Annotated in this window: 21 protein-coding genes and 4 tRNA genes; 15 read left to right on the forward strand and 10 right to left on the reverse strand. The window is 54.3% G+C overall.

What is annotated here, in order from left to right:
• Positions 1–5 precede the first annotated feature (5 nt).
• The 6 genes from wecG (at position 6) to F153LOC_RS19235 (ending at position 2,874) form a co-directional block, all read left to right on the forward strand.
• Positions 6–746, forward strand: coding sequence for a lipopolysaccharide N-acetylmannosaminouronosyltransferase (gene wecG, locus F153LOC_RS19210; protein WP_102105660.1), 741 nt, complete (start codon positions 6–8; stop codon positions 744–746).
• A gap of 194 nt (positions 747–940) precedes the next feature.
• Positions 941–2,323 (forward strand): amino acid permease, encoded by a 1,383-nt coding sequence (locus F153LOC_RS19215; RefSeq protein WP_100778430.1) that lies wholly within the window; start codon positions 941–943, stop codon positions 2,321–2,323.
• Between the two features lie 105 nt (positions 2,324–2,428).
• Positions 2,429–2,505: transfer RNA gene (locus F153LOC_RS19220), tRNA-Arg, on the forward strand.
• 65 nt (positions 2,506–2,570) lie between these two features.
• Positions 2,571–2,646 (forward strand) — tRNA-His (locus F153LOC_RS19225).
• Between the two features lie 22 nt (positions 2,647–2,668).
• Positions 2,669–2,755: transfer RNA gene (locus F153LOC_RS19230), tRNA-Leu, on the forward strand.
• Between the two features lie 42 nt (positions 2,756–2,797).
• Positions 2,798–2,874: transfer RNA gene (locus tag F153LOC_RS19235), tRNA-Pro, on the forward strand.
• 569 nt (positions 2,875–3,443) lie between these two features.
• Here F153LOC_RS19235 and hemY read toward each other — a convergent pair.
• From hemY to hemC, 4 genes are read right to left on the reverse strand one after another with little or no spacing between them, the layout of a single operon-like run.
• The gene (gene hemY, locus F153LOC_RS19240; RefSeq protein ID WP_102105659.1) at positions 3,444–4,637 is read right to left on the reverse strand and encodes a protoheme IX biogenesis protein HemY; all 1,194 of its coding nucleotides are present in this window, start codon (positions 4,635–4,637) and stop codon (positions 3,444–3,446) included.
• Between the two features lie 2 nt (positions 4,638–4,639).
• Positions 4,640–5,827 carry a uroporphyrinogen-III C-methyltransferase gene (gene hemX / locus F153LOC_RS19245; RefSeq protein ID WP_100778432.1) on the reverse strand — a complete coding sequence of 396 codons (1,188 nt, stop codon included), beginning with the start codon at positions 5,825–5,827 and terminating at the stop codon, positions 4,640–4,642.
• A gap of 21 nt (positions 5,828–5,848) precedes the next feature.
• Entirely contained in the window at positions 5,849–6,589 is a 741-nt protein-coding gene (gene hemD / locus F153LOC_RS19250; protein ID WP_102105658.1) for a uroporphyrinogen-III synthase, read from the reverse strand.
• A complete protein-coding gene (gene hemC / locus F153LOC_RS19255) occupies positions 6,586–7,527 on the reverse strand; it encodes a hydroxymethylbilane synthase (RefSeq protein WP_146003479.1) in 942 nt (313 codons plus the stop codon). The genes hemD and hemC overlap by 4 nt, the downstream gene beginning before the upstream one ends.
• A gap of 345 nt (positions 7,528–7,872) precedes the next feature.
• On the opposite strand from hemC, the gene cyaA reads away from it, so the two are divergent.
• A complete protein-coding gene (gene cyaA / locus F153LOC_RS19260; RefSeq protein ID WP_102105657.1) occupies positions 7,873–10,416 on the forward strand; it encodes a class I adenylate cyclase in 2,544 nt (847 codons plus the stop codon).
• A 117-nt stretch (positions 10,417–10,533) separates the two neighbouring features.
• On the opposite strand, the gene F153LOC_RS21565 is transcribed toward cyaA, so the two are convergent.
• The 4 genes from F153LOC_RS21565 to cyaY all read right to left on the reverse strand — a co-directional run bounded on the left by F153LOC_RS21565 (position 10,534) and on the right by cyaY (position 12,915).
• Positions 10,534–10,995, reverse strand: coding sequence for a hypothetical protein (locus tag F153LOC_RS21565; protein ID WP_146003480.1), 462 nt, complete (start codon positions 10,993–10,995; stop codon positions 10,534–10,536).
• Positions 10,996–10,997: 2 nt separating this feature from the next.
• On the reverse strand, positions 10,998–11,861 hold the full coding sequence (locus F153LOC_RS19265) for a hypothetical protein (RefSeq protein ID WP_102105656.1): 864 nt from the start codon (positions 11,859–11,861) through the stop codon (positions 10,998–11,000).
• A gap of 15 nt (positions 11,862–11,876) precedes the next feature.
• Positions 11,877–12,356 carry an Hcp family type VI secretion system effector gene (locus F153LOC_RS19270; protein WP_102105655.1) on the reverse strand — a complete coding sequence of 160 codons (480 nt, stop codon included), beginning with the start codon at positions 12,354–12,356 and terminating at the stop codon, positions 11,877–11,879.
• A 238-nt stretch (positions 12,357–12,594) separates the two neighbouring features.
• A complete protein-coding gene (gene cyaY / locus F153LOC_RS19275; protein ID WP_102105654.1) occupies positions 12,595–12,915 on the reverse strand; it encodes an iron donor protein CyaY in 321 nt (106 codons plus the stop codon).
• Positions 12,916–13,052: 137 nt separating this feature from the next.
• Between cyaY and F153LOC_RS19280 the strand changes: the two genes are divergently transcribed.
• From F153LOC_RS19280 to corA, 8 genes are all read left to right on the forward strand, one after another.
• A complete protein-coding gene (locus F153LOC_RS19280; protein WP_102105653.1) occupies positions 13,053–13,256 on the forward strand; it encodes a lipoprotein in 204 nt (67 codons plus the stop codon).
• Positions 13,257–13,290: 34 nt separating this feature from the next.
• Positions 13,291–14,115: a diaminopimelate epimerase gene (gene dapF / locus F153LOC_RS19285; protein ID WP_102105652.1), complete on the forward strand. Its 825-nt coding sequence runs from the start codon at positions 13,291–13,293 to the stop codon at positions 14,113–14,115.
• Positions 14,112–14,819 (forward strand): DUF484 domain-containing protein, encoded by a 708-nt coding sequence (locus F153LOC_RS19290; protein WP_100778442.1) that lies wholly within the window; start codon positions 14,112–14,114, stop codon positions 14,817–14,819. The genes dapF and F153LOC_RS19290 overlap by 4 nt, the downstream gene beginning before the upstream one ends.
• Positions 14,816–15,718, forward strand: a complete 903-nt coding sequence (gene xerC / locus F153LOC_RS19295) for a tyrosine recombinase XerC (protein ID WP_102105651.1) — start codon at positions 14,816–14,818, stop codon at positions 15,716–15,718. Before F153LOC_RS19290 ends, xerC begins: the two co-directional genes overlap by 4 nt.
• Positions 15,718–16,434, forward strand: a complete 717-nt coding sequence (gene yigB, locus F153LOC_RS19300) for a 5-amino-6-(5-phospho-D-ribitylamino)uracil phosphatase YigB (RefSeq protein ID WP_102105650.1) — start codon at positions 15,718–15,720, stop codon at positions 16,432–16,434. The genes xerC and yigB overlap by 1 nt, the downstream gene beginning before the upstream one ends.
• A 78-nt stretch (positions 16,435–16,512) precedes the next feature.
• Positions 16,513–18,675, forward strand: coding sequence for a DNA helicase II (gene uvrD / locus F153LOC_RS19305; protein ID WP_102105649.1), 2,163 nt, complete (start codon positions 16,513–16,515; stop codon positions 18,673–18,675).
• Positions 18,676–18,824: 149 nt separating this feature from the next.
• Entirely contained in the window at positions 18,825–18,881 is a 57-nt protein-coding gene (ysgD, locus tag F153LOC_RS21810) for a YsgD/CorL family protein (RefSeq protein ID WP_212743980.1), read from the forward strand.
• 150 nt (positions 18,882–19,031) lie between these two features.
• A complete protein-coding gene (gene corA / locus F153LOC_RS19310) occupies positions 19,032–19,982 on the forward strand; it encodes a magnesium/cobalt transporter CorA (RefSeq protein ID WP_095283883.1) in 951 nt (316 codons plus the stop codon).
• A gap of 82 nt (positions 19,983–20,064) precedes the next feature.
• Here corA and rarD read toward each other — a convergent pair whose 3' ends face one another.
• Positions 20,065–20,961, reverse strand: coding sequence for an EamA family transporter RarD (gene rarD / locus F153LOC_RS19315; protein ID WP_102105648.1), 897 nt, complete (start codon positions 20,959–20,961; stop codon positions 20,065–20,067).
• Positions 20,962–21,012: 51 nt separating this feature from the next.
• On the reverse strand, positions 21,013–21,480 hold the full coding sequence (yigI, locus tag F153LOC_RS19320) for an acyl-CoA thioesterase YigI (RefSeq protein WP_095283881.1): 468 nt from the start codon (positions 21,478–21,480) through the stop codon (positions 21,013–21,015).
• Positions 21,481–21,583 lie beyond the last annotated feature (103 nt).

Raw genomic sequence — 21,583 nt, forward strand, 5'->3', positions numbered from 1 at the left:
TAATAATGACTGACAATACCTCTGCGCCGGTCTATGCGCTGCGCGGCCTGCAGCTCATCGGCTGGCGTGATATGCAGCATGCGCTGGATTATCTCTGCGCTGATGGGCAGATCAAATCTGGCACCCTGGTGGCCATTAATGCCGAGAAAATGCTGGCGATTGAAGATAACGCGGAAGTGAAAAGCCTGATTGAAGCCGCCGAGTTTAAGTATGCCGACGGCATCAGCGTGGTTCGTTCGATTCGCAAAAAGTTTCCGCAGGCGCAGGTCTCTCGCGTTGCCGGAGCCGATCTCTGGGAAGCGCTGATGGCGCGGGCAGGGCAGGACGGAACGCCAGTATTCCTGATTGGCGGTAAACCCGATGTGCTGGCGCAGACGGAGCAGAAACTCCGCGCGCAGTGGAATGTTAATATCGTGGGCAGCCAGGATGGCTACTTCAAACCCGAGGATCGTCAGGCGCTGTTTGAACGCATTCGCGACAGCGGCGCGAAAATCGTGACCGTGGCGATGGGCTCCCCGCGCCAGGAAATCCTGATGCGCGACTGCCGTCTGGTTTACCCGAATGCCCTGTATATGGGCGTTGGCGGCACCTATGACGTCTTCACCGGCCATGTGAAGCGTGCGCCAAAATTGTGGCAAAACTTAGGGCTGGAGTGGTTATATCGCCTCTTGTCCCAGCCGAGCCGCATTAAACGACAGATTAAACTCCTGCGCTATCTGGCCTGGCATTACACCGGCAAAATGTAATCAAAATGTAGCGCGATGTGCTATTCGCGCTGCAACCCGCCTGCAAAACTGCTGCGTTTCTGTGCAATACGTTCATTTTTTTAATGCATCGTTTGCCATTTAGCAGGATTTAAGAAACCATTCCTCCCCGTATTTCAGTACCCCAAAATAATAACCGGCAAAAGCCGGGCAACAGCAAACACAACCGAGGATTTATGGCAGAGAAAAAACCTGAGCTTCAGCGTGGGCTGGAAGCTCGTCACATTGAATTGATAGCGCTAGGCGGCACTATCGGCGTCGGCCTGTTTATGGGTTCCGCAAGCACGCTTAAATGGGCAGGCCCGTCGGTCTTACTGGCGTACATCGTCGCGGGCTTGTTCGTCTTCTTCATCATGCGCTCGATGGGCGAAATGCTGTTCCTTGAGCCGGTTGCCGGTTCATTCGCCGTTTATGCGCACAAGTACATGAGCCCCTTCTTCGGCTATCTCACGGCCTGGTCCTACTGGTTTATGTGGATGGCGGTGGGGATATCGGAGATCACAGCGATAGGTGTCTACGTCCAGTTCTGGTTCCCGGAAATGGCACAGTGGATACCCGCGCTGATCGCCGTAGGGTTGGTGGCGCTCGCGAACCTTGCGGCTGTGCGTCTGTACGGCGAAATTGAGTTCTGGTTTGCGATGATTAAAGTCACCACCATTATCGTGATGATTGTGGTGGGGCTGGGTGTGATCTTCTTTGGCTTCGGCAATGGTGGTCAGGCGATTGGCTTTGGCAATCTGACCGAGCATGGCGGCTTCTTTGCGGGCGGCTGGAAGGGCTTCCTGACGGCGCTTTGTATCGTGGTTGCCTCCTATCAGGGGGTGGAGCTTATAGGTATCACCGCCGGGGAAGCGAAAAACCCGCAGGTCACGCTGCGTAGCGCGGTCGGCAAAGTGCTGTGGCGTATCCTTATTTTCTACGTGGGCGCGATTTTCGTTATCGTCACCATCTTCCCATGGAACCAGATTGGCACCACCGGCAGCCCCTTCGTGCTGACCTTCGCGAAAATTGGTATCACGGCGGCGGCAGGGATTATCAACTTCGTGGTGCTGACGGCGGCGCTCTCAGGCTGTAACAGCGGTATGTACAGCTGTGGACGTATGCTCTATGCACTGGCGAAAAACCGTCAGCTTCCGGCGGCGATGGGTAAAGTCTCCCGCGCTGGCGTGCCTGTAGCGGGCGTAACGGTCTCCATTGCCATTCTGCTGATCGGCTCGTGCCTGAACTACATCATCCCCAATCCGCAGCGCGTGTTCGTCTATGTCTACAGTGCCAGCGTGCTGCCGGGCATGGTGCCGTGGTTTGTGATTCTGATTAGTCAGCTGCGTTTCCGTCAGGCGCACAAGCAGGCGATCGCCAGTCACCCGTTCCGCTCCATTATGTTCCCGTGGGCGAACTATTTAACGATGGCGTTCCTGATTTGCGTCTTAATCGGCATGTACTTTAATGAAGATACCCGCATGTCGCTGTTTGTCGGGATTATCTTTATGGCCGCCGTGTCGATTGGCTATAAGCTTTTTGGTCTCAGCCGCCACGCTGAAATCCAGAAAGTGGAGTAATAAGCGACAAAATGCACAAAGCGTAACCAAACGCGCATTATTTTCAAAAAAGCACTAGACAGCAGACCGAGACCTCCGTAATATCCAGCCCCGCAACGGCGCTAAGCGCCCGTAGCTCAGCTGGATAGAGCGCTGCCCTCCGGAGGCAGAGGTCTCAGGTTCGAATCCTGTCGGGCGCGCCAATAAAGTAGTGTGGCGTTCGAGCTGCGGTGGTAGTAGTACATACCGCGTGAAAGAATAAGTAGTGGTGGCTATAGCTCAGTTGGTAGAGCCCTGGATTGTGATTCCAGTTGTCGTGGGTTCGAATCCCATTAGCCACCCCATTATTTGATAAGTTGTGACATTGCGACGGTGGCGGAATTGGTAGACGCGCTAGCTTCAGGTGTTAGTGTCTTAACGGACGTGGGGGTTCAAGTCCCCCCCCTCGCACCACGACTTAACGAATTGAACTAAAAATTCAAAAAAGCAGTACATCGGCGAGTAGCGCAGCTTGGTAGCGCAACTGGTTTGGGACCAGTGGGTCGGAGGTTCGAATCCTCTCTCGCCGACCAATTTTGAACCCCGCTTCGGCGGGGTTTTTTGTTTTCTGTCGTTTATTCCTCTGTTGTCATTTCCCGACAACGTAAATTCTATTTGTCGCGATTCAGAGACAGCTAATTCACTGTTTTATATGACTATTCTTCTTTAGCGATAATTGTGTCGCTCTCAGGAGACACTTGCGCCAAATTTAGGTCCTTTTCAGCTGTTCTGAATACCCCATCAAAATAAAAATTCCTTTCTTCTTATCATGTTGCGAAATGTAAAACTTCTTTTTGTAACCCTGGCACGTAACGTGCAATAATATACGCGTAGATGCTCATTCCATCTCTTATGTTCGCCTTAGTGCCTCATAAACTCAGGAATGACGCAGAGCCATTTAAGGTGCTTATCGTCCACAGACAGATGTCGCTTCGGCCTCATCAAACACCATGGACACAACGTTGAGTGAAGCACCAAATATGTTGTCAAACAGACCTGTTTAACGCCTGCTTTTATAGCAGGCGTTTTTTTATGGGCGATCCTCAGGATTGCGGCAATAAAAAAGGAGGCCCATGGGCCTCCTGATTCGCAGTGCTTAAGCTTACTGACCGTTGTTCTGCAACGTTAACAGCAGGCCATCGCGACGCATGGCAGCGGCTTCTTCCGGCTTGTGCTGTTTGTCCAGCGTATCGGCCAGCCAGGCGTAGTCAAACGCATCCGGGCGCTGTTTCAGCGCTGCGCGGAAAGCGAGACTTGCCTCCTGCCATTCGCCGTGTTTCATCAGCGACTGGCCCAGCGTACTCCACAGCAGCGGGCGGTCACCCACGGTTTTGATCTGCTGGCGCAGCATCTTTTCCATCTGCTCAGGATTGTTGGTTTTAAGACGTGGGATCACCATCACCAGACGGTCATCATACTGACGTTTCAGGCCATCAAGGATGATCTCCTGCGCTGTGTCATGATCGTCACATTCGATGAGATGTTCGGCCATCGCCACCTGCAGTGGAACCTGCTGGCGCGTTTTGCGGCTCTGATTTTTCCACCAGGTTTTCAGCCCATCGCTGCCCAGATCGGCTCGCGCCTGATCCATCAGACCAATCCACGCCTGGCGCTGCAGCTCATCACGATGCTCATCATCGCCCACGTTGGCTTTCGCCATCGACGGGATGATATCCAGCAGTGAACCCCAGGCGCCGGTGCGGATATAAGCCTGCTCGGCAAGACGCAGCACTTCCGGATGGCGCGGGGTGATCTCAAGCAGACGGTCAACGCCATGACGCGCGGCGTGATTCTCATTGCGTGCCAGCTGGATGCGCACGCGGGTGATTTCTACCGGGATCTGATCATTCGATGCCAGCTCCGACGCGCGCTCCAGATGTTGATTCGCACGCGCTTCATCCCCACGCTGCTGGGCCGCTTCGGCGGCTAACAGATAGTTCACCACCGGCTGCTCTGCATGGTCGGCGTTTTTCGACATCAGCTTTTCAACCTGCTGATAATCGCCTTCGGCCAGTTTAAGCAAAGCCTGTTCAGTCTGTTTGCGCGCGCGGCGGCGTTTGCGGCCAACGAACCAGCCACGGGTGTGCGCCCCGGTACGGAAGATGCGGCGCAGGATCCATTCGATCGCAAACAACACCACCATGGTGAGGATCGCGATGATCACCAGACCCGTCACGCTGGTTTCAATGTTGTAGTTATCGGTCTGGATCAGTACATAGCCCTGATGGCCAGCAATCAGCGGCCCGAGGACTATCCCGGCGATCAACAATAAGAAGAGTAATAAGACTTTTAACATGATCACTCTCCTTGAGGTGCGCTTTCAGGGGCTGGCGCAGGGGCTGCTGCATCCGGCTGCGCTGCAACGCCAGGCTGGGCCAGCAGGTTGCGCACGCGGGTTTGCATCAGTTTTTCCAGAATCGGCTGGCTTTCGAGTTTGTCCGGGACATTCATGGTGATATTTTGCTGGCTGAGCTTATCAACATCGTCCAGGAACGCGGTCGTCGTGGCATCGCTGGTATCGTAGTAAGCACGTACCCACGTTGAAACATTATCCAGCGCCTGCTTGTAGGTCTCTTCCTGATGACGCGGGACGGCCTGCGCCGCAACCAGCAGTCGGGAGCGGATGTTCTCGCGCAGATAGACGTCCTGATTCGGCGCTAACAGCGGAACAGCGGTTTCGTCGCGGCGGCGGACGGTGATAAAGCTGTCCATAAAGTTCTGCCAGCTTTTTTGCAGATTGATACGCCACTCGCTCAGGGAGCTGGACAGCTCCGTGCCGTCGGAATCCATCGGGGAGTCGTCGTCGTTGTTATCCGCGAGGCGCAGGTTATCAATCGAATTCGACAGCTGATTGACCTTGAGAATGATGCCGTCGTAATCGACCTGCGAAACGGCACCCAGGCTGGCGATATCTTCGGTAATGGCGCGACGCGCGGCGATCAGGCTCGGGTCGTTCATGTCGGCCAGGCTGGCGTCGGCGCTTTTCAGCAGCGCGGCGGCGGTGGTGACATCCTGATCGCTCCACAGTTTACGCCCGGCCAGTTTGACCAGGAAATCGGCCTGAGAGAGCAGCCAGGTTTTGGCATCGGTGCCGGAAATGGTCGCCACTTTTTGCTGCACTTCGCCGAGCTGTTTCGTCAGCTCTTCCTGGCGAGAGTTGGCTTCGGCCAGCTGCGTAGACTGCTGCTTAATAACGCCTTCCAGCTCCGCTTTCTGTGTCTCCTGCGCTTTTTGCAGGGCGGTGATTTGGTTCACCAGCGCATCACTGGTGACCGTCTGGTTGGTGGCCTGTTTTTTTACCAGACCGTATAAACCGACACCGGCCGCCAGGGCAATGGCGATAGCTATCGCGCTCAGCGCCAGGCTGGTTTTATTGCTGCCGTTTTTTTTCTCAACAGTGTGTTCAGTCTTTTCTGGCTGCGGCGGGGTGGCCACAGTCTCCCTGGTCTCTTCAACCACGGCGGAGGATTTTTCTTGTTCCGTCATTATGGCTTCCCATTATGAGAGTTATTGTAATGCGCGCAGCAGCGCATCGTTGTCGGCGTTATCAGCGATCCGAATATCTTGCCAGCCCAGTTCCCGGGCGAGGTTCGCCAGACGCTCACTGACGACCAGAAGCCGACAGCGGAGTAACCAGTTTTCACGATACCATTGCGGAATGAGCGACCAGAGCTGCTGTAGCATTTCGCCGCTGGTGATGACGATGGTATCCACGCCGCGCGTGTGCCAGCGCATCGCTTCCTGCGCGCCATCATAATGTTTTGCACAGCGCTGGTAGCATTCGCAGAACGTGACGTCAGCCCCACGGGCGCTTAAGGTTTCGCCCAGCAGTTCACGGCCACCGTTTCCGCGCAAAATCAGCGCACGCTTTCCCGCAACAGTTTGTAATTCAGGTAATTGTAGCAAGATTTCGCTGATTTCCCGATCTAACGGGTATTGGACGTCAATTCCGCTGACCGCATGCAGGGCCAGAGCGGTAGTGCGTCCAATGGCGAAATAGCGCGGCGCAGTCGGCCAGTGCTGTTTCTCTTGCTGCAGTTGGGCGTGTGCAAATTCCACGGCATGTTGTGATAAGGCGAAAACCAAATCGCCTTCATTCAATGCGTGCAGATGGTCGGCGAGCGCAGAGAGTTGCCGGCCAGGGGAGAACTCAATCAGCGGAAAACTCCATGCCACCTGCCCCAGTGCGCGCAGACGGCTCACTAACTGCTCTCCTGCGGGAGAAGGGCGGGTGACGAGAATATTCATGCTGGTGGCTCTCCGTTGTAGACGTCTGCCAGAATTTCGCGGGCACCGTTATTCAGCAGTTCTTCGGCAAGCGAGATGCCGAGCGCTTCGGCGTCTTGCGCCCGTCCGCGGCGTTCACCACGCACCATCTGCGAACCGTCCGGTGCGCCAACCAGCGCACGCAGCCACAGTTCACCGTCAATGAATTCAGCATAGCTGCCAATCGGCACCTGACAGCCGCCTTCAAGGCGGGTGTTCATGGCGCGCTCGGCTTTGACGCGAATCTCGGTTTCGTCGTGATTCAGCGGTGCCAGCAGGGCACGGGTGCGGTCGTCGTCAAGACGACACTCAATCCCCACCGCGCCCTGGCCGACGGCCGGAAGTGAAAGCTCTGGTGCAAGGGCAACGCGTACACGAGACTCCAGCCCCAGACGTTTCAGGCCCGCAACCGCCAGAATAATGGCATCGTAATCGCCGTTATCCAGTTTGCCGAGACGCGTACCGACGTTGCCGCGCAGGGAGCGAATCACCAGGTCCGGGCGGCGCTCCGCCAGCTGACACTGACGGCGTAAACTTGACGTGCCAACCACGCTCCCGACGGGTAAATCGTCCAGAGAAGCGTAGTGGTTTGAGACGAACGCATCGCGCGGATCTTCGCGCTCGCAAATCGTCACCAGGCCCAATCCCTCGGGGAATTCGACCGGGACATCTTTCATGGAATGGACGGCGATATCGGCGCGGTTCTCAAGCAGTGCAACTTCCAGCTCTTTGACGAACAGGCCTTTTCCGCCCACTTTCGCCAGCGGCGTATCAAGGATCACATCGCCGCGCGTCACCATAGGAACCAGTTCGACACGCAACCCGGAATGGCAGGCTTCGAGGCGCTGCTTAACATATTGTGCCTGCCATAGCGCAAGGGGGCTTTGGCGTGTGGCAATTCTCAAAACATTGTCTAACATGCTTGTTACCGTCATTATCGTCCGCAGACCATCCTAACATTGTTGACTCTGGGATGTCAGTTTTACGGTCGATTAAGGGGTGAGGGACAAGGCGGTGCGCAGGACACCCGCTGCCGTATTAAGGAATTTACACGTACAGAACGGTGCTACACTTGTATGTAGCGCATCTTTCTTTACGGTCAATCGGCAAGGTGTTAAATTGATCACGTTTTAGACCATTTTTTCGTCGCTACCACCATTGAGTGAGGACGAAAAAGGGTAACGGTTCTTTTTTGAAATACTGCGGGCTCGTAATCATTGCTCTTTTGAACGATTGCTACGTCCGGCAACATCAGGCGATATGTCTTGTACCTCTATATTGAGACTCTGAAACAGAGACTGGATGCCATAAATCAATTGCGCGTGGATCGTGCGCTTGCTGCCATGGGACCTGCTTTCCAACAGGTTTACAGTCTGCTGCCAACATTACTGCACTATCACCATCCGCTGATGCCAGGTTACCTTGATGGTAACGTTCCCCAGGGCATTTGCCTTTTCACGCCTGATGAAACTCAACAGCACTATCTGACCGAGCTGGAACTCTACCGTGGCATGCCGCCGCAGGTGTCTCCAAAAGGTGAGCTGCCGATAACCGGCGTCTACACCATGGGGAGTACCTCATCCGTAGGGCAAAGCTGTTCTTCTGACCTCGATATCTGGGTCTGCCATCAGTCCTGGCTCGATAATGACGAGCGCCAGTTGTTGCAGCGTAAATGCAGCCTGCTGGAGAGCTGGGCGGCGTCGCTCGGCGTGGAAGTGAGCTTCTTCCTGATTGATGAAAACCGTTTCCGCCATAACGAAAGCGGCAGTCTCGGTGGTGAAGACTGTGGCTCCACGCAGCATATTTTGCTGCTCGACGAATTTTACCGTAGCGCCGTGCGCCTCGCCGGGAAGCGTATTCTGTGGAATATGGTGCCGTGCGAAGAAGAAGAGCATTACGACGATTACGTCATGTCGCTCTACTCGCAGGGCGTCCTGACGCCAAACGAATGGCTGGATCTGGGCGGTTTAAGCTCCCTGTCCGCCGAAGAGTATTTTGGCGCGAGCCTGTGGCAGCTCTATAAGAGTATTGATTCCCCGTATAAAGCGGTGCTGAAAACCCTGCTGCTGGAAGCCTACTCCTGGGAATACCCTACGCCGCGACTGCTGGCGAAAGATATCAAACAGCGTCTGCATGATGGAGAGATCGTCTCCTTTGGCCTCGATGCCTACTGCATGATGCTTGAACGCGTGACCGAATACCTGAAAGCCATTGATGACACCACACGTCTCGACCTGGTGCGTCGATGTTTCTATCTCAAAGTCTGTGAAAAACTCAGCCGCGAACGCGCATGCGTTGGCTGGCGTCGTGAAGTGGTCAGTCAGTTAGTCAAAGAGTGGGGCTGGGACGAAGAACGTTTGTCTATGCTCGATAACCGCGCCAACTGGAAAATCGATCAGGTGCGTGAGGCGCACAACGAACTGCTCGATGCGATGATGCAGAGCTACCGCAATCTGATTCGCTTCGCCCGCCGTAACAACCTCAGCGTTTCCGCCAGCCCGCAGGATATCGGTGTTTTAACCCGTAAATTGTACGCTGCGTTCGAAGCGCTGCCGGGGAAAGTCACGCTGGTTAACCCGCAGATTTCGCCGGACCTGTCAGAACCTAATCTGACCTTTATCTATGTTCCGCCAGGCCGCGCCAACCGCACGGGCTGGTATCTGTACAACCGTGCGCCAAGCATGGATTCGATCATCAGCCATCAGCCGCTGGAATATAACCGCTATCTTAATAAGCTGGTGGCCTGGGCCTGGTTTAACGGCCTGCTGACATCGCGGACGCGCCTGTTTATCAAAGGCAATGAGGTCGTTGATCTCGCCAAATTGCAGGAAATGGTCGCCGATGTGTCGCACCACTTCCCGCTGCGTCTGCCAGCGCCAACACCAAAAGCGCTCTACAGCCCGTGTGAGATTCGCCATCTGGCGATTATCGTCAACCTGGAATACGACCCGACGGCGGCCTTCCGCAATCAGGTGGTCCATTTTGATTTCCGCAAGCTGGATGTCTTTAGCTTTGGCGAGCAGCAAAACTGCCTGGTCGGCAGCGTGGATCTGCTGTATCGCAACTCGTGGAACGAAGTGCGTACCCTGCATTTCAACGGCGAGCAGGCGATGATCGAAGCGCTGAAAACCATTCTCGGCAAAATGCACCAGGACGCCGCGCCGCCGGATAGCGTGGAAGTGTTCTGCTACAGTCAGCATCTGCGTGGCCTGATTCGTACCCGCGTGCAGCAGCTGGTGTCAGAGTGTATCGAACTGCGCCTGTCCAGTACGCGTCAGGAAACCGGGCGCTTCAAAGCGCTGCGCGTCTCCGGCCAGACCTGGGGCCTGTTCTTTGAACGCCTCAACGTTTCTGTACAGAAGCTGGAAAACGCGATTGAGTTCTACGGCGCGATTTCCCACAACAAGCTGCACGGCCTCTCTGTGCAGGTGGAAACGAACCACGTCAAACTGCCGCAGGTAGTGGATGGGTTTGCCAGCGAAGGGATTATCCAGTTCTTCTTCGAAGAAGCGGCCGATGAGTCCGGGTTTACCATTTATATTCTGGATGAGACCAACCGCGCCGAGGTGTATCACCACTGCGAGGGCAGCAAAGAAGAGCTGGTGCGCGACGTGAGCCGTTTCTATTCGTCCTCACACGACCGCTTCACCTACGGCTCAAGCTTTATCAACTTCAACTTGCCGCAGTTCTATCAGATTGTGAAAGTCGATGGCCGCGCGCAGGTGATTCCGTTCCGCACCCAGGTTATCCCCGCTCCGCCGGCCAACCAGGACGCGAATCAGCCGCTGTTGCAGCAGTATTTTTCCTGAGCCGCCATTCCGGATGCGCTTCGCTTATCCGGCCTAAGGTTCAGTCGTTGTAAGCCCGATAAGCGTAGCGCTAGCGGGCTGCCGCCTAATAAGTCGTTTCAGACACGCCGCAATGATTCACCAAACACTAGATGGTGGGACAATGCTCTTACATAAATCTAAATCAAGCACAAAGTACCCATGCAGTGAGGCCCCCTGGCAAGGATGATATCCAGAAAAAATTAGCCATAATGGCACTAAATAAGATGCGATGATGAAGATGCCGAAAATAGCAATGCTAAAAAATAAAAATATACTTCCTGCTAATGTTGGTCGTTCTGAAGTTATGGTTCTTTTCTGAAATAAAGTACGAAGCGTAAAACCAATAATATATAGCGCAAATGGTAATCCTCCAAAACATGCGATTGACATACCATAATTGAAGATAATTTCTCTTCGATTAATTAATGAGATAACACTTCGTAATGGAACTGATTTAATATTGAATAAAATAAATAGAGAGAATACTCCTATGATAAAAATGGATACGATTTTTTTGATGATAAACACTTTCCAGCTTAACGTTGTATTTTTTTTCATTCTTACCATCCCTGGCTGAATGAATTGCTAAAAAACTGATCGTTGTGTTGTAGGTTCCAAGCACTGATTTTATTCCTTTCTGTGATCGCTGTAAGGAGTCCTTTTTTTAGGCTTGCAGATAAATTTAATTTATCATCAATAATGTTAAATCCTATGTTCGTAGCAAATCCTATAGCAATTATACAAAAAGGAGTAATTAATATTGATCCGCTTATTAACATAAATCCCCCACCAATCGCTCCAATCACCACCCCGGCAACTATCGCTTTCACCGCATCCATAGGAATATCTACCAGAAAATCATTCAATGTATAGTCAGATTTAAAAATGAGTTCTATCGCTCGCCACGCAAGAGAAAAATAGATACAACATTTAATTCCGCCCGTAATAGCGCCGAAATATCCAAGCCTTCCAATCCCCATTTCCATTATCTGTACATTGCGAGCACCATAGCGGGTCCCCTGCAAAATACGACGCAGGCCTGGATAACCAGTGATTTTGATGTAGCTATGGCCATTGAGTGTGTACTCAACCGCTTTAATACCCAGCGATTGGAAGTTAATAAGCAATTGTCCTGCAGGGTTATAGTAGGTTGTCAAACGGCTGAGAAAGTGAAAGCCATCCATGGCATCTTTGATGTTCCCCGGCCCTGCGCGGTAGGAGAAAAAGCTATCGATGTTTCCAAGCATCTCGTCAGTCACTTCCTGCGCTTCCTCAAGCGTCAGCAAAAGGATAGGGTGGCTTTGACTAATCAACGTGTCATTAAGCATTGCCATATCACCCAGCATGGGGTTCATAGTGGGAAACGGATGAGAATCGTAGTTATCCCACGCGCCAGGATTGGAGTACCATTCATTCATATTCATTATCATTCCTTGAGATTATAAAATTCGCTCACTCCACAAACTGTATGCACTGGTTCCGGCTGAGAAATGCTCCCAGGTGATAGATTCATAACTGAAGGAAACTTTTTCCTGTGATTCTGCTCCGTTTTCAATAACACTGTGCGGAATGACTGTTTCCAGGTGCAAAATGTGGGCGTTGGTCAGCTTTATTTTATAGTAAAGCTCATTCATACCTGCCCGGTTGGTACGGTAAACACTGAATTCACAGGTGAGCGTTTCGTTATCATTTATGGCTTTTCCTAACAGAGGAGAAGATTTATCGATGGGTTTTACAATACTTAACTCCTGATGATTAACGTTCTGTACGCGAGAGAGGGCATGCTTGAGCCCATACACCATGATTTGATCAACATGGGCGAGTTGGGCCTTATTACCGATTGAACTCATGGATGCACAGCCAGCAGAAATTAACCCTTGCTGGTCGCCATTCAGGGTTAAATAAACCAAGTCAGACATATCATTTCCTTATTATATATTCAGCTGGATTATAATTTTTGGAGTTGCAGTGTATAACGAAAATAATTCTGTGCCCGACCCAAAAAGAAATCAATCAATTTAGTGTAATGATGAGGTGTGAATAATAGAGGAATTTAAATTAATTAATGGAAGGTCTACTGGGGATCTATGAAATAAATAAAAAGGAAAAGCGTGTTTTTGTGAATACCGTTTCCAGAAAGAAACGGTATCAATTCACTTAACGGAAGCTGACGTCCTCGCCCGCTTGCTGCGTCGCAGCCTGCTCAAGCAGATCCCAGAACGTTTCGCCGCTACGGTCACACACCCACTGGTCGCCTTTCAGATCGAAATGGTAGCCGCCCTGTTTTGTTGCCAGCCACACCTGGTGCAGCGGCTCCTGGCGGTTGATAATAATCTTACTGCCGTTTTCGAAGCTGAGCGTCAGCACGCCGCCGTTGATTTCACAATCGATATCGCTGTCGCCATCCCAGTCGTCCAGGCGCTCTTCAATGGTCTGCCACAGGGTATCGGCCAGGCGATGGAATTCACTGTCATTCATGGTTTTGTTCCTGTTTTTCGTGATGGCGGCAGTATAACGCTAAATAATTCCCGTTGCAGGAAAGCGGCTAACTCTTGCTTTTGTGTCTTCTCCTGCGATGATAGAAACAGAAAGCATGAACTTACGGGCAACCCATAATGAAAAACGTTTTTCGAACGCTTGCCGTTCTCATCACACTGTTTAGTCTGACTGGCTGTGGTCTGAAAGGGCCGCTTTACTTCCCGCCAGCCGATAAAACAGCGCCGCCGCCAACCAAACCCGTTCAAACCCAGATTGAATCATCGACGCCAGTGAGCAACGATCGCGGCGATAACGGCGGCCCAAGCCAGGTCAACTACTGACAATCAGTTGTTCAACCGCGCAATGGAGTAAATGATGCAGTTCTCTAAAATGCATGGCCTTGGCAACGATTTTATGGTCGTCGACGCGGTAACGCAGAATGTCTTTTTTTCCCCTGAGCTGATTCGTCGCCTGGCGGACAGGCATCTGGGCGTGGGGTTTGATCAGCTGCTGGTCGTTGAGCCACCCTACGATCCGGATCTCGATTTTCACTACCGTATCTTTAATGCTGACGGTAGCGAAGTTTCCCAATGCGGCAACGGCGCGCGCTGCTTTGCGCGCTTTGTGCGTCTGAAAGGGCTGACCAACAAGCGCGATATTCGCGTCAGTACGGCCAATGGCCGCATGGTGCTCAGCGTCACCGACGACGAGCTGGTGCGCGTGAACATGGGCGAGCCCAACTTCGAGCCGTCTGCGGTCCCGTTTCGGGCAATCAAAGCGGAAAAGACCTATATTATGCGGGCGGCCGAGCAGACAGTATTGTGCGGCGTCGTCTCGATGGGCAATCCCCATTGCGTGATTCAGGTTGATGATGTTGATGTCGCTGCCGTTGAAACCTTAGGCCCGATTATGGAAAGCCATGAGCGCTTCCCTGAGCGCGCCAATATCGGTTTCATGCAGGTGGTGAAACGTGAACATATCCGCCTGCGCGTCTATGAGCGCGGCGCAGGCGAAACGCGGGCCTGTGGCAGCGGCGCGTGCGCGGCTGTGGCTGTGGGTATCTCACAAGGGTTACTGGCAGAAGAGGTTCGCGTGGAATTGCCGGGCGGTCGTCTTGATATCGCCTGGAAAGGTCCGGGTCATCCACTGTATATGACTGGCCCGGCGGCACATGTATACGACGGGTTTATCCATTTATGAAACAACCAGGGGAAGAACTGCAGGAAGCAATAACGGAGCTGGACGACCGGACTGTTGTTGATTATCTGCTGCGCAATCCTGAGTTTTTTATCCGCAATGCACGCGTGGTCGAACAGATGCGCGTGCCGCATCCGGTGCGCGACACCGTCTCGCTGGTCGAATGGCATATGGCGCGCTCGCGCAAGCACATCGATCAGCTGGAAGAGAACATGACCCTGCTGATGGAACAGGCCAGCAATAACGAAAGCCTGTTTTATCGTCTGCTGCATTTGCAGGCGCGGCTCGCGTCGGCGCACAGCCTGGACGAGTTTCTCAGCCGTTTTCATCGCTGGGCGCGTGAGCTTGGGCTGGCAGGCGCAACTATTCGTCTCTTTCCCGACCGCTGGCGCATCGGTGCACCCTCCGGTTTCACGCATCTGGCGCTAAGCCGTCAGGCGTTTGAACCGCTGCGCATTCAGCGTCTTGGTCATGAGCATCACTATCTCGGCCCGTTGAACGGTCCTGAACTGCTGGTGGTACTTCCTGAAGCCAAGGCTATCGGCTCGGTTGCCATGTCCCTGATGGGGCGCGAAGGCGATTTGGGCGTGATGTTATTCACCAGCCGCGACGCGCATCATTACGAGCAGGGACAAGCCACGCATTTGCTGCAGGAAATCGCCCTGATGCTCCCTGAGCTGCTGGAGCGCTGGATTGAGCGCGTATGACGGATTCCCTGCTTGCGCCTCTGGTGGTGCGTTTCCTGCGCTATCTGGGCGTTGAACGTCAGCTTAGCCCGATCACGCTGCTGAACTATCAGCGCCAGCTTGATGCCATCATGCAGATCGCCGATGAAACCGGCCTGAAGAGCTGGCAACAATGTGACGCTGCCACCGTGCGCGGGTTTGTGGTGCGCAGTCGCCGCAAAGGTTTAGGCCCCGCGAGTCTCGCGTTACGTCTCTCTGCCCTGCGCAGTTTCTTCGACTGGCTGGTGAGCCAGGGCGACCTAAAAGCCAATCCGGCGAAAGGCATCGCTACCCCGAAAGCACCGCGCCATCTGCCGAAAAATATCGACGTTGATGACGTGAATCGGCTGCTGGATATCGATCTTAACGATCCGCTGGCGGTACGCGATCGCGCCATGCTGGAAGTGATGTACGGTGCGGGCTTACGTCTTTCGGAACTGGTGGGGTTAGATCTTAAACATCTCGATCTGGATACCGGTGAAGTGTGGGTGATGGGGAAAGGCAGCAAAGAGCGCCGTTTACCGATTGGCCGCAATGCAGTGGTATGGATTGAGCACTGGCTCGATCTGCGCGGGCTGTTTGGTGCCGAAGAGAACGCGCTGTTTCTCTCGAAGCTGGGCAAGCGGATCTCCGCGCGAAATGTGCAGAAGCGTTTTGCCGAATGGGGCATCAAGCAGGGGCTGAACAGCCACGTTCACCCGCACAAACTGCGTCACTCTTTTGCCACTCACATGCTGGAATCCAGCGGCGACCTGCGCGGCGTGCAGGAGCTGTTAGGCCATGCCAATTTATCGACCACTCAAATCTATACCCATCTTGATTTTCAACACCTTGCTTCGGTGTATGACTCGGCGCATCCACGCGCAAAACGGGGGAAATAATGCGTTTTTACCGCCCACTGGGTCAGATCTCTGCCCTGACGTTTGACCTTGATGACACCCTTTACGATAACCGCGAAGTGATTCTGCGCACCGAGCAGGAGTCGCTGGCGTTTGTGCAAAACTACCATCCCGCTTTAAAAACGCTGCAAAACAAAGATTTTCAGCGCCTGCGCCAGGCGTTGCGCGAAACCGAACCGGACATCTACCACGACGTAACCGAATGGCGTCGTCGTGCGGTAGAGCAGGCAATGCTGAATGCCGGGCTGAGTGCGCAAGAGGCGGCGCTGGGCGCAGAAGCTTCAATGGCGAACTTTGCCAAATGGCGCAGCCGGATCGATGTGCCGCAGGAAACGCACGACACCCTGACGGCACTCGGCAAAAAATGGCCGCTGGTGGCGATCACCAACGGTAACGCGCAGCCGGAACTGTTTGGCCTGGGAGATTATTTCCAGTTCGTCCTGCGCGCGGGCCCGCACGGGCGCTCGAAGCCTTTTAACGACATGTATCATCTGGCTGCCGAAAAACTTGATTTGCCGCTGGGCGAGATCCTGCACGTCGGCGATGACCTGACCACCGACGTGGCGGGCGCGATCCGCTGCGGAATGCAAGCCTGCTGGATCAAACCGGAAAGGGCCGACCTGATGCAGACCGCCGACAGCCGCCTGTTGCCACACATCGAAATTTCGCGGTTGGCATCCCTCACCACGCTGATATAATCACCAGCAGTATTGTATAAATCAACAGTATGCCCGGCAGAAAAAACGCTGTCGGGCAGATGACTTCTGGCGGTGCCAATGGACGTTTCTTACCTTCTCGACAGCCTTAATGACAAACAGCGCGACGCGGTTGCCGCGACGCGGACCAATATGCTGGTGCTGGCAGGGGCGGGCAGTGGTAAGACGCGTGTTCTGGTGCATCGCATCGCATGGCTGCAGAGCGTAGAGAACTGCTCGCCGTACTCCATCATGGCGGTGACCTTTACCAACAAAGCGGCGGCAGAGATGCGCCACCGTATCGCACAGCTAATGGGCACCAGCCAGGGCGGCATGTGGGTAGGCACGTTCCACGGGCTGGCGCACCGTCTGCTGCGCGCGCACCATATGGATGCCAATCTGCCGCAGGATTTTCAGATCCTCGACAGTGAAGACCAGCTGCGCCTGCTTAAACGCCTGATTAAGGCGATGAATCTCGACGAGAAGCAGTGGCCGCCGCGTCAGGCGATGTGGTACATCAACAGCCAGAAAGACGAAGGGCTACGCCCGCACCACATTCAGAGCTTCGGTAATCCGGTGGAGCAAACCTGGCAGAAGGTCTATCAGGCCTATCAGGAAGCCTGCGACCGCGCGGGGCTGGTCGATTTCGCCGAGTTGCTGCTGCGCGCCCATGAGCTGTGGCTCAACAAACCGCATATTCTTCAGCATTACCGCGAGCGCTTCACCAACATCCTGGTGGACGAATTCCAGGATACCAACAACATTCAGTACGCGTGGATCCGCTTGCTGGCGGGCGATACCGGCAAAGTGATGATCGTCGGCGATGATGACCAGTCGATTTACGGCTGGCGCGGCGCGCAGGTGGAAAACATCCAGCGCTTCCTGAACGACTTCCCGGGCGCCGAAACCATTCGTCTGGAGCAGAACTACCGTTCAACCAGCAATATTCTGAGCGCCGCAAACGCCCTGATAGAAAACAACAACGGGCGTCTGGGCAAAAAGCTGTGGACCGACGGCGTCGATGGTGAGCCGATTTCAATTTACTGCGCATTCAACGAGCTGGATGAAGCCCGCTTTGTGGTCAACCGCATTAAAACCTGGCAGGAAAACGGCGGAGCGCTTGAGCAGTGCGCCATTCTCTATCGCAGCAACGCCCAGTCGCGCGTGCTGGAAGAGGCGCTGTTACAGGTCAGCATGCCGTATCGCATTTACGGCGGCATGCGCTTCTTCGAACGTCAGGAAATCAAAGATGCGCTCTCCTATCTGCGCCTGATTGCCAACCGCAACGACGACGCGGCCTTTGAGCGCGTGGTGAACACACCCACGCGCGGCATCGGCGATCGCACCCTCGACGTGGTGCGCCAGGCCTCCCGTGACCGCCAGCTCACCCTGTGGCAGGCGTGCCGTGAGCTGTTGCAGGAAAAAGCGCTGGCAGGACGCGCCGCGAGCGCGCTTCAGCGCTTTATCGAACTGATTGACGCGCTGGCACAGGAAACGGCCGACATGCCGCTGCACGTGCAGACGGACCGGGTGGTGAAAGATTCCGGTCTGCGCATGATGTACGAGCAGGAAAAAGGCGAGAAAGGCCAGACGCGTATTGAGAACTTAGAGGAACTGGTGACGGCAACGCGCCAGTTCAGCTACAACGAAGAAGACGAAGATCTGATGCCGCTGCAGGCATTCCTCTCTCACGCGGCGCTGGAAGCGGGCGAAGGGCAGGCGGATACCTGGCAGGATGCGGTTCAACTGATGACGCTGCACTCGGCGAAAGGGCTAGAGTTCCCGCAGGTGTTTATCGTCGGGATGGAAGAGGGGATGTTCCCAAGCCAGATGTCGCTCGATGAAGGCGGGCGTCTGGAAGAGGAGCGTCGGCTGGCCTATGTGGGCGTCACCCGTGCGATGCAAAAGCTGACCCTGACCTATGCGGAAACGCGCCGTCTGTACGGCAAAGAGGTCTACCATCGCCCGTCGCGCTTCATCGGCGAGCTGCCGGAGGAGTGCGTCGAAGAGGTGCGTTTGCGCGCCAGTATCAGCCGTCCGGTCAACCATCAGCGGATGGGCACGCCGATTTCGGAAAACGATACGGGCTACAAGCTGGGCCAGCGCGTTCGCCATTCCAAATTTGGTGAAGGCACCATCGTGAATCTGGAAGGCAGCGGCGAGCACAGTCGCCTGCAGGTGGCGTTCCAGGGGCAGGGGATCAAATGGCTGGTCGCGGCTTACGCCAAGCTGGAAACAGTGTAACATTCAGAAAAATATCATTATTTTGTAATAATCTGCTAGCCTTATAAGCTGAAGGCTATTTATTGCTCTTCAGCGTTCCGTTGCGTGTTGACGCCACAGTTATTGCTGGCGTAACATGCGCGCACGATTACGCTAAGAGGACATTCGCCTTGGACACACCCAGTAGATACTGGCTCAATTCCCTGTCATCCAGGAACAACTCCTAAGGCTATCTCCTCTTGCTGATGGCCTTAGTGGTTGTCAGCGACCTGCTTAATTCCCGTCGCGCTGAGTCAGGCTTTTAATGGTCTGAAACCCATATTGTTTCTGTGTGCCCACCGAACTGTCCGATATTTTTTGCATTGGGAGTCCCGGTCATGTTGAGCGCATTTCAACTGGAAAAAAACCGACTGATTCGGCTTGAAGCTGAAGAGTCACAGCCCCTCATTGATGCCGTATGGGTGGATCTGGTCGAGCCGGACGACGATGAACGCCTTCGCGTACAATCAGAGCTCGGACAAAGCCTGGCGACCCGCCCGGAACTGGAAGACATCGAGGCCTCCGCGCGTTTCTTTGAAGACGAAGACGGCCTGCATATCCACTCCTTCTTTTTCTATGAAGATGCGGAAGATCACGCCGGTAACTCCACCGTCGCATTTACCATTCGTGATGGCCGCCTGTTCACCCTGCGCGAACGCGAGCTGCCTGCGTTTCGTCTCTACCGCATGCGTGCCCGCAGCCAGGCGATGGTAGATGGTAACGCCTACGAGCTGCTGCTCGACCTGTTCGAAACCAAAATCGAGCAGCTGGCGGACGAAATCGAAAACATCTACAGCGATCTGGAAAAGCTGAGCCGCGTGATCATGGAAGGCCATCAGGGCGATGAATATGACGAAGCGCTGTCGACGCTGGCGGAGCAGGAAGATATCGGCTGGAAAGTGCGTTTGTGTCTGATGGATACCCAGCGCGCCCTGAACTTCCTGGTGCGTAAAGCGCGTTTACCGGGCGGTCAGCTGGAGCAGGCGCGTGAGATCCTGCGCGATATCGAATCCCTGTTGCCGCACAACGAATCCCTGTTCCAGAAAGTTAACTTCCTTATGCAGGCGGCGATGGGCTTTATCAATATCGAGCAGAACCGCATCATCAAGATCTTCTCGGTGGTGTCGGTGGTGTTCCTGCCGCCAACGCTGGTGGCGTCGAGCTACGGGATGAACTTTGAGTTTATGCCGGAACTGCGCTGGAGCTTCGGCTACCCGGGCGCGATTATCTTTATGATCCTCGCCGGGCTGGCACCGTATCTCTATTTCAAACGTCGTAACTGGCTTTGAGCGTGATGCCGGGTGGCAGCTACGCCTTCTCCGGCCTACGTAATCTGTAGGCCAGAGTGGCAAAGCGCCCACCGGCAAAAAATCACATCCCTTTCCGCACTCTACGCTGGGTATAAATCGCATCGGCGACAAATACCGCCAGCGCCACCCAGATGAATGCGAACGTCACCATCTTATCCGCACCCGGTACTTCGCCGTAGAACACCACCGCCAGCAGGAACATCAGCGTCGGGCCGATATACTGGAAGAAGCCAAGCGTGGAGAGGCGTAAGCGTGTGGCGGCACCGGTGAAGCACAGCAGCGGGATGGTGGTGACAACACCGGCGGCAATCAGCATCAGATTCAGCGACCACGGATTATTCGCCATATGGCTGGTGCTGCTGTCGGCGATGCCGAACAGATAAATCGCCGCCAGCGGCAGCAGCCACAGGGTTTCAAACAGCATCCCGGTTTGCGCTTCCACGGCGATTTTCTTACGCACCAGGCCGTAAAACGCAAAGCTAAACGCCAGCCCCAGAGCAATGATCGGCAGCGAGCCGAAGGTCCAAAGCTGTACCAGTACGCCGCACAGCGCCAGGAGCACCGCCACCCACTGCATTCGGCGGAAACGCTCGCCGAGGAACAGCATCCCCAGCACGATATTCACCAGCGGGTTAATAAAATAGCCGAGGCTCGCTTCCAGCATATGGTGGTTGTTCACCGCCCAGATGAACAGCAGCCAGTTGCCGCCGATCAGCACCGCAGACAGCGCCAGCAGGAAAATCTTCTTCGGGGTTTGCATCAGCGTTTTCACGCCCGACCACTGGCGGCTCACGCTCATCAGCGCCACCATAAAGAAAAAGGACCAGATCACACGGTGGGTGAGGATTTCGTCGGCCGGGACAAAGTAGATCAGCTTGAAGTACGCAGGCGCGATACCCCATATAAAATAAGCGGCCAGAGCGAGTAAAACGCCCTGCCGCGTCTGTTTAGCATCCATCGGGATAATCCGTTACAAAAAAGTAAATTCATTTTACCCGATTACACCTTCTCAACCCACCATATAAGTGGCGGTTGCGCTGGCGATGTAAACCTGCTCTTCGTTATGCAATTCGACGCGAGCGACGGCGACCTTATTGCCTGCGCGCAGCAGACTGCTGGTGGCGGTAAAACGGTTCCCGCGGCCTGGCCGTAAATAATCCACGCGTAAATCAATGGTGCCCATTCTGGATAAGCGCTGACGCAGTTCATCTTCGTTGATGGTGTCATGGCGCGCCAGCGTGCTGCCCACGCAGACCAGCCCGGCGGCAACATCCAGCGCAGAAGCGATCACTCCGCCGTGCAAAATGCTTTGCGCCCAGTTTCCCACCATCATCGGCTGATTGTTAAAGCTGAGCTGAGCGAATCCCTTCTCGTAACGTTCAAGCTCCAGCCCCAGCGCGCGGTTAAAGGGCATGTGATAGACAAAAATCTCTCCCACCAGTTTCAGAGCTTCTTCAGCGGTAAGCGTGGCTGACATGAAAAGTCGCATCCTTCGTTGTTAACAAAATGTTGATTTTATGCTTCAGAGATAAGGAATTCCACTTTCAGAAACGAAGAGGGGAAGTTAATTGAGAAATAGG

This window comes from Lelliottia sp. F153, assembly GCF_002870005.1.
GTDB classification, from domain to species: Bacteria; Pseudomonadota; Gammaproteobacteria; order Enterobacterales; family Enterobacteriaceae; genus Enterobacter; species Enterobacter nimipressuralis.

Bases quoted from the DNA above. Each gene is read 5' to 3' on its own strand.
- wecG (WP_102105660.1), top strand. From the start codon at position 6: ATGACTGACAATACCTCTGCGCCGGTCTATGCGCTGCGCGGCCTGCAG.
- F153LOC_RS19215 (WP_100778430.1), top strand. From the start codon at position 941: ATGGCAGAGAAAAAACCTGAGCTTCAGCGTGGGCTGGAAGCTCGTCAC.
- hemY (WP_102105659.1), bottom strand. From the start codon at position 4,637: ATGTTAAAAGTCTTATTACTCTTCTTATTGTTGATCGCCGGGATAGTC.
- hemX (WP_100778432.1), bottom strand. From the start codon at position 5,827: ATGACGGAACAAGAAAAATCCTCCGCCGTGGTTGAAGAGACCAGGGAG.
- hemD (WP_102105658.1), bottom strand. From the start codon at position 6,589: ATGAATATTCTCGTCACCCGCCCTTCTCCCGCAGGAGAGCAGTTAGTG.
- hemC (WP_146003479.1), bottom strand. From the start codon at position 7,527: ATGTTAGACAATGTTTTGAGAATTGCCACACGCCAAAGCCCCCTTGCG.
- F153LOC_RS21565 (WP_146003480.1), bottom strand. From the start codon at position 10,995: ATGAAAAAAAATACAACGTTAAGCTGGAAAGTGTTTATCATCAAAAAA.
- F153LOC_RS19265 (WP_102105656.1), bottom strand. From the start codon at position 11,861: ATGAATATGAATGAATGGTACTCCAATCCTGGCGCGTGGGATAACTAC.
- F153LOC_RS19270 (WP_102105655.1), bottom strand. From the start codon at position 12,356: ATGTCTGACTTGGTTTATTTAACCCTGAATGGCGACCAGCAAGGGTTA.
- cyaY (WP_102105654.1), bottom strand. From the start codon at position 12,915: ATGAATGACAGTGAATTCCATCGCCTGGCCGATACCCTGTGGCAGACC.
- F153LOC_RS19280 (WP_102105653.1), top strand. From the start codon at position 13,053: ATGAAAAACGTTTTTCGAACGCTTGCCGTTCTCATCACACTGTTTAGT.
- dapF (WP_102105652.1), top strand. From the start codon at position 13,291: ATGCAGTTCTCTAAAATGCATGGCCTTGGCAACGATTTTATGGTCGTC.
- F153LOC_RS19290 (WP_100778442.1), top strand. From the start codon at position 14,112: ATGAAACAACCAGGGGAAGAACTGCAGGAAGCAATAACGGAGCTGGAC.
- xerC (WP_102105651.1), top strand. From the start codon at position 14,816: ATGACGGATTCCCTGCTTGCGCCTCTGGTGGTGCGTTTCCTGCGCTAT.
- yigB (WP_102105650.1), top strand. From the start codon at position 15,718: ATGCGTTTTTACCGCCCACTGGGTCAGATCTCTGCCCTGACGTTTGAC.
- uvrD (WP_102105649.1), top strand. From the start codon at position 16,513: ATGGACGTTTCTTACCTTCTCGACAGCCTTAATGACAAACAGCGCGAC.
- corA (WP_095283883.1), top strand. From the start codon at position 19,032: ATGTTGAGCGCATTTCAACTGGAAAAAAACCGACTGATTCGGCTTGAA.
- rarD (WP_102105648.1), bottom strand. From the start codon at position 20,961: ATGGATGCTAAACAGACGCGGCAGGGCGTTTTACTCGCTCTGGCCGCT.
- yigI (WP_095283881.1), bottom strand. From the start codon at position 21,480: ATGTCAGCCACGCTTACCGCTGAAGAAGCTCTGAAACTGGTGGGAGAG.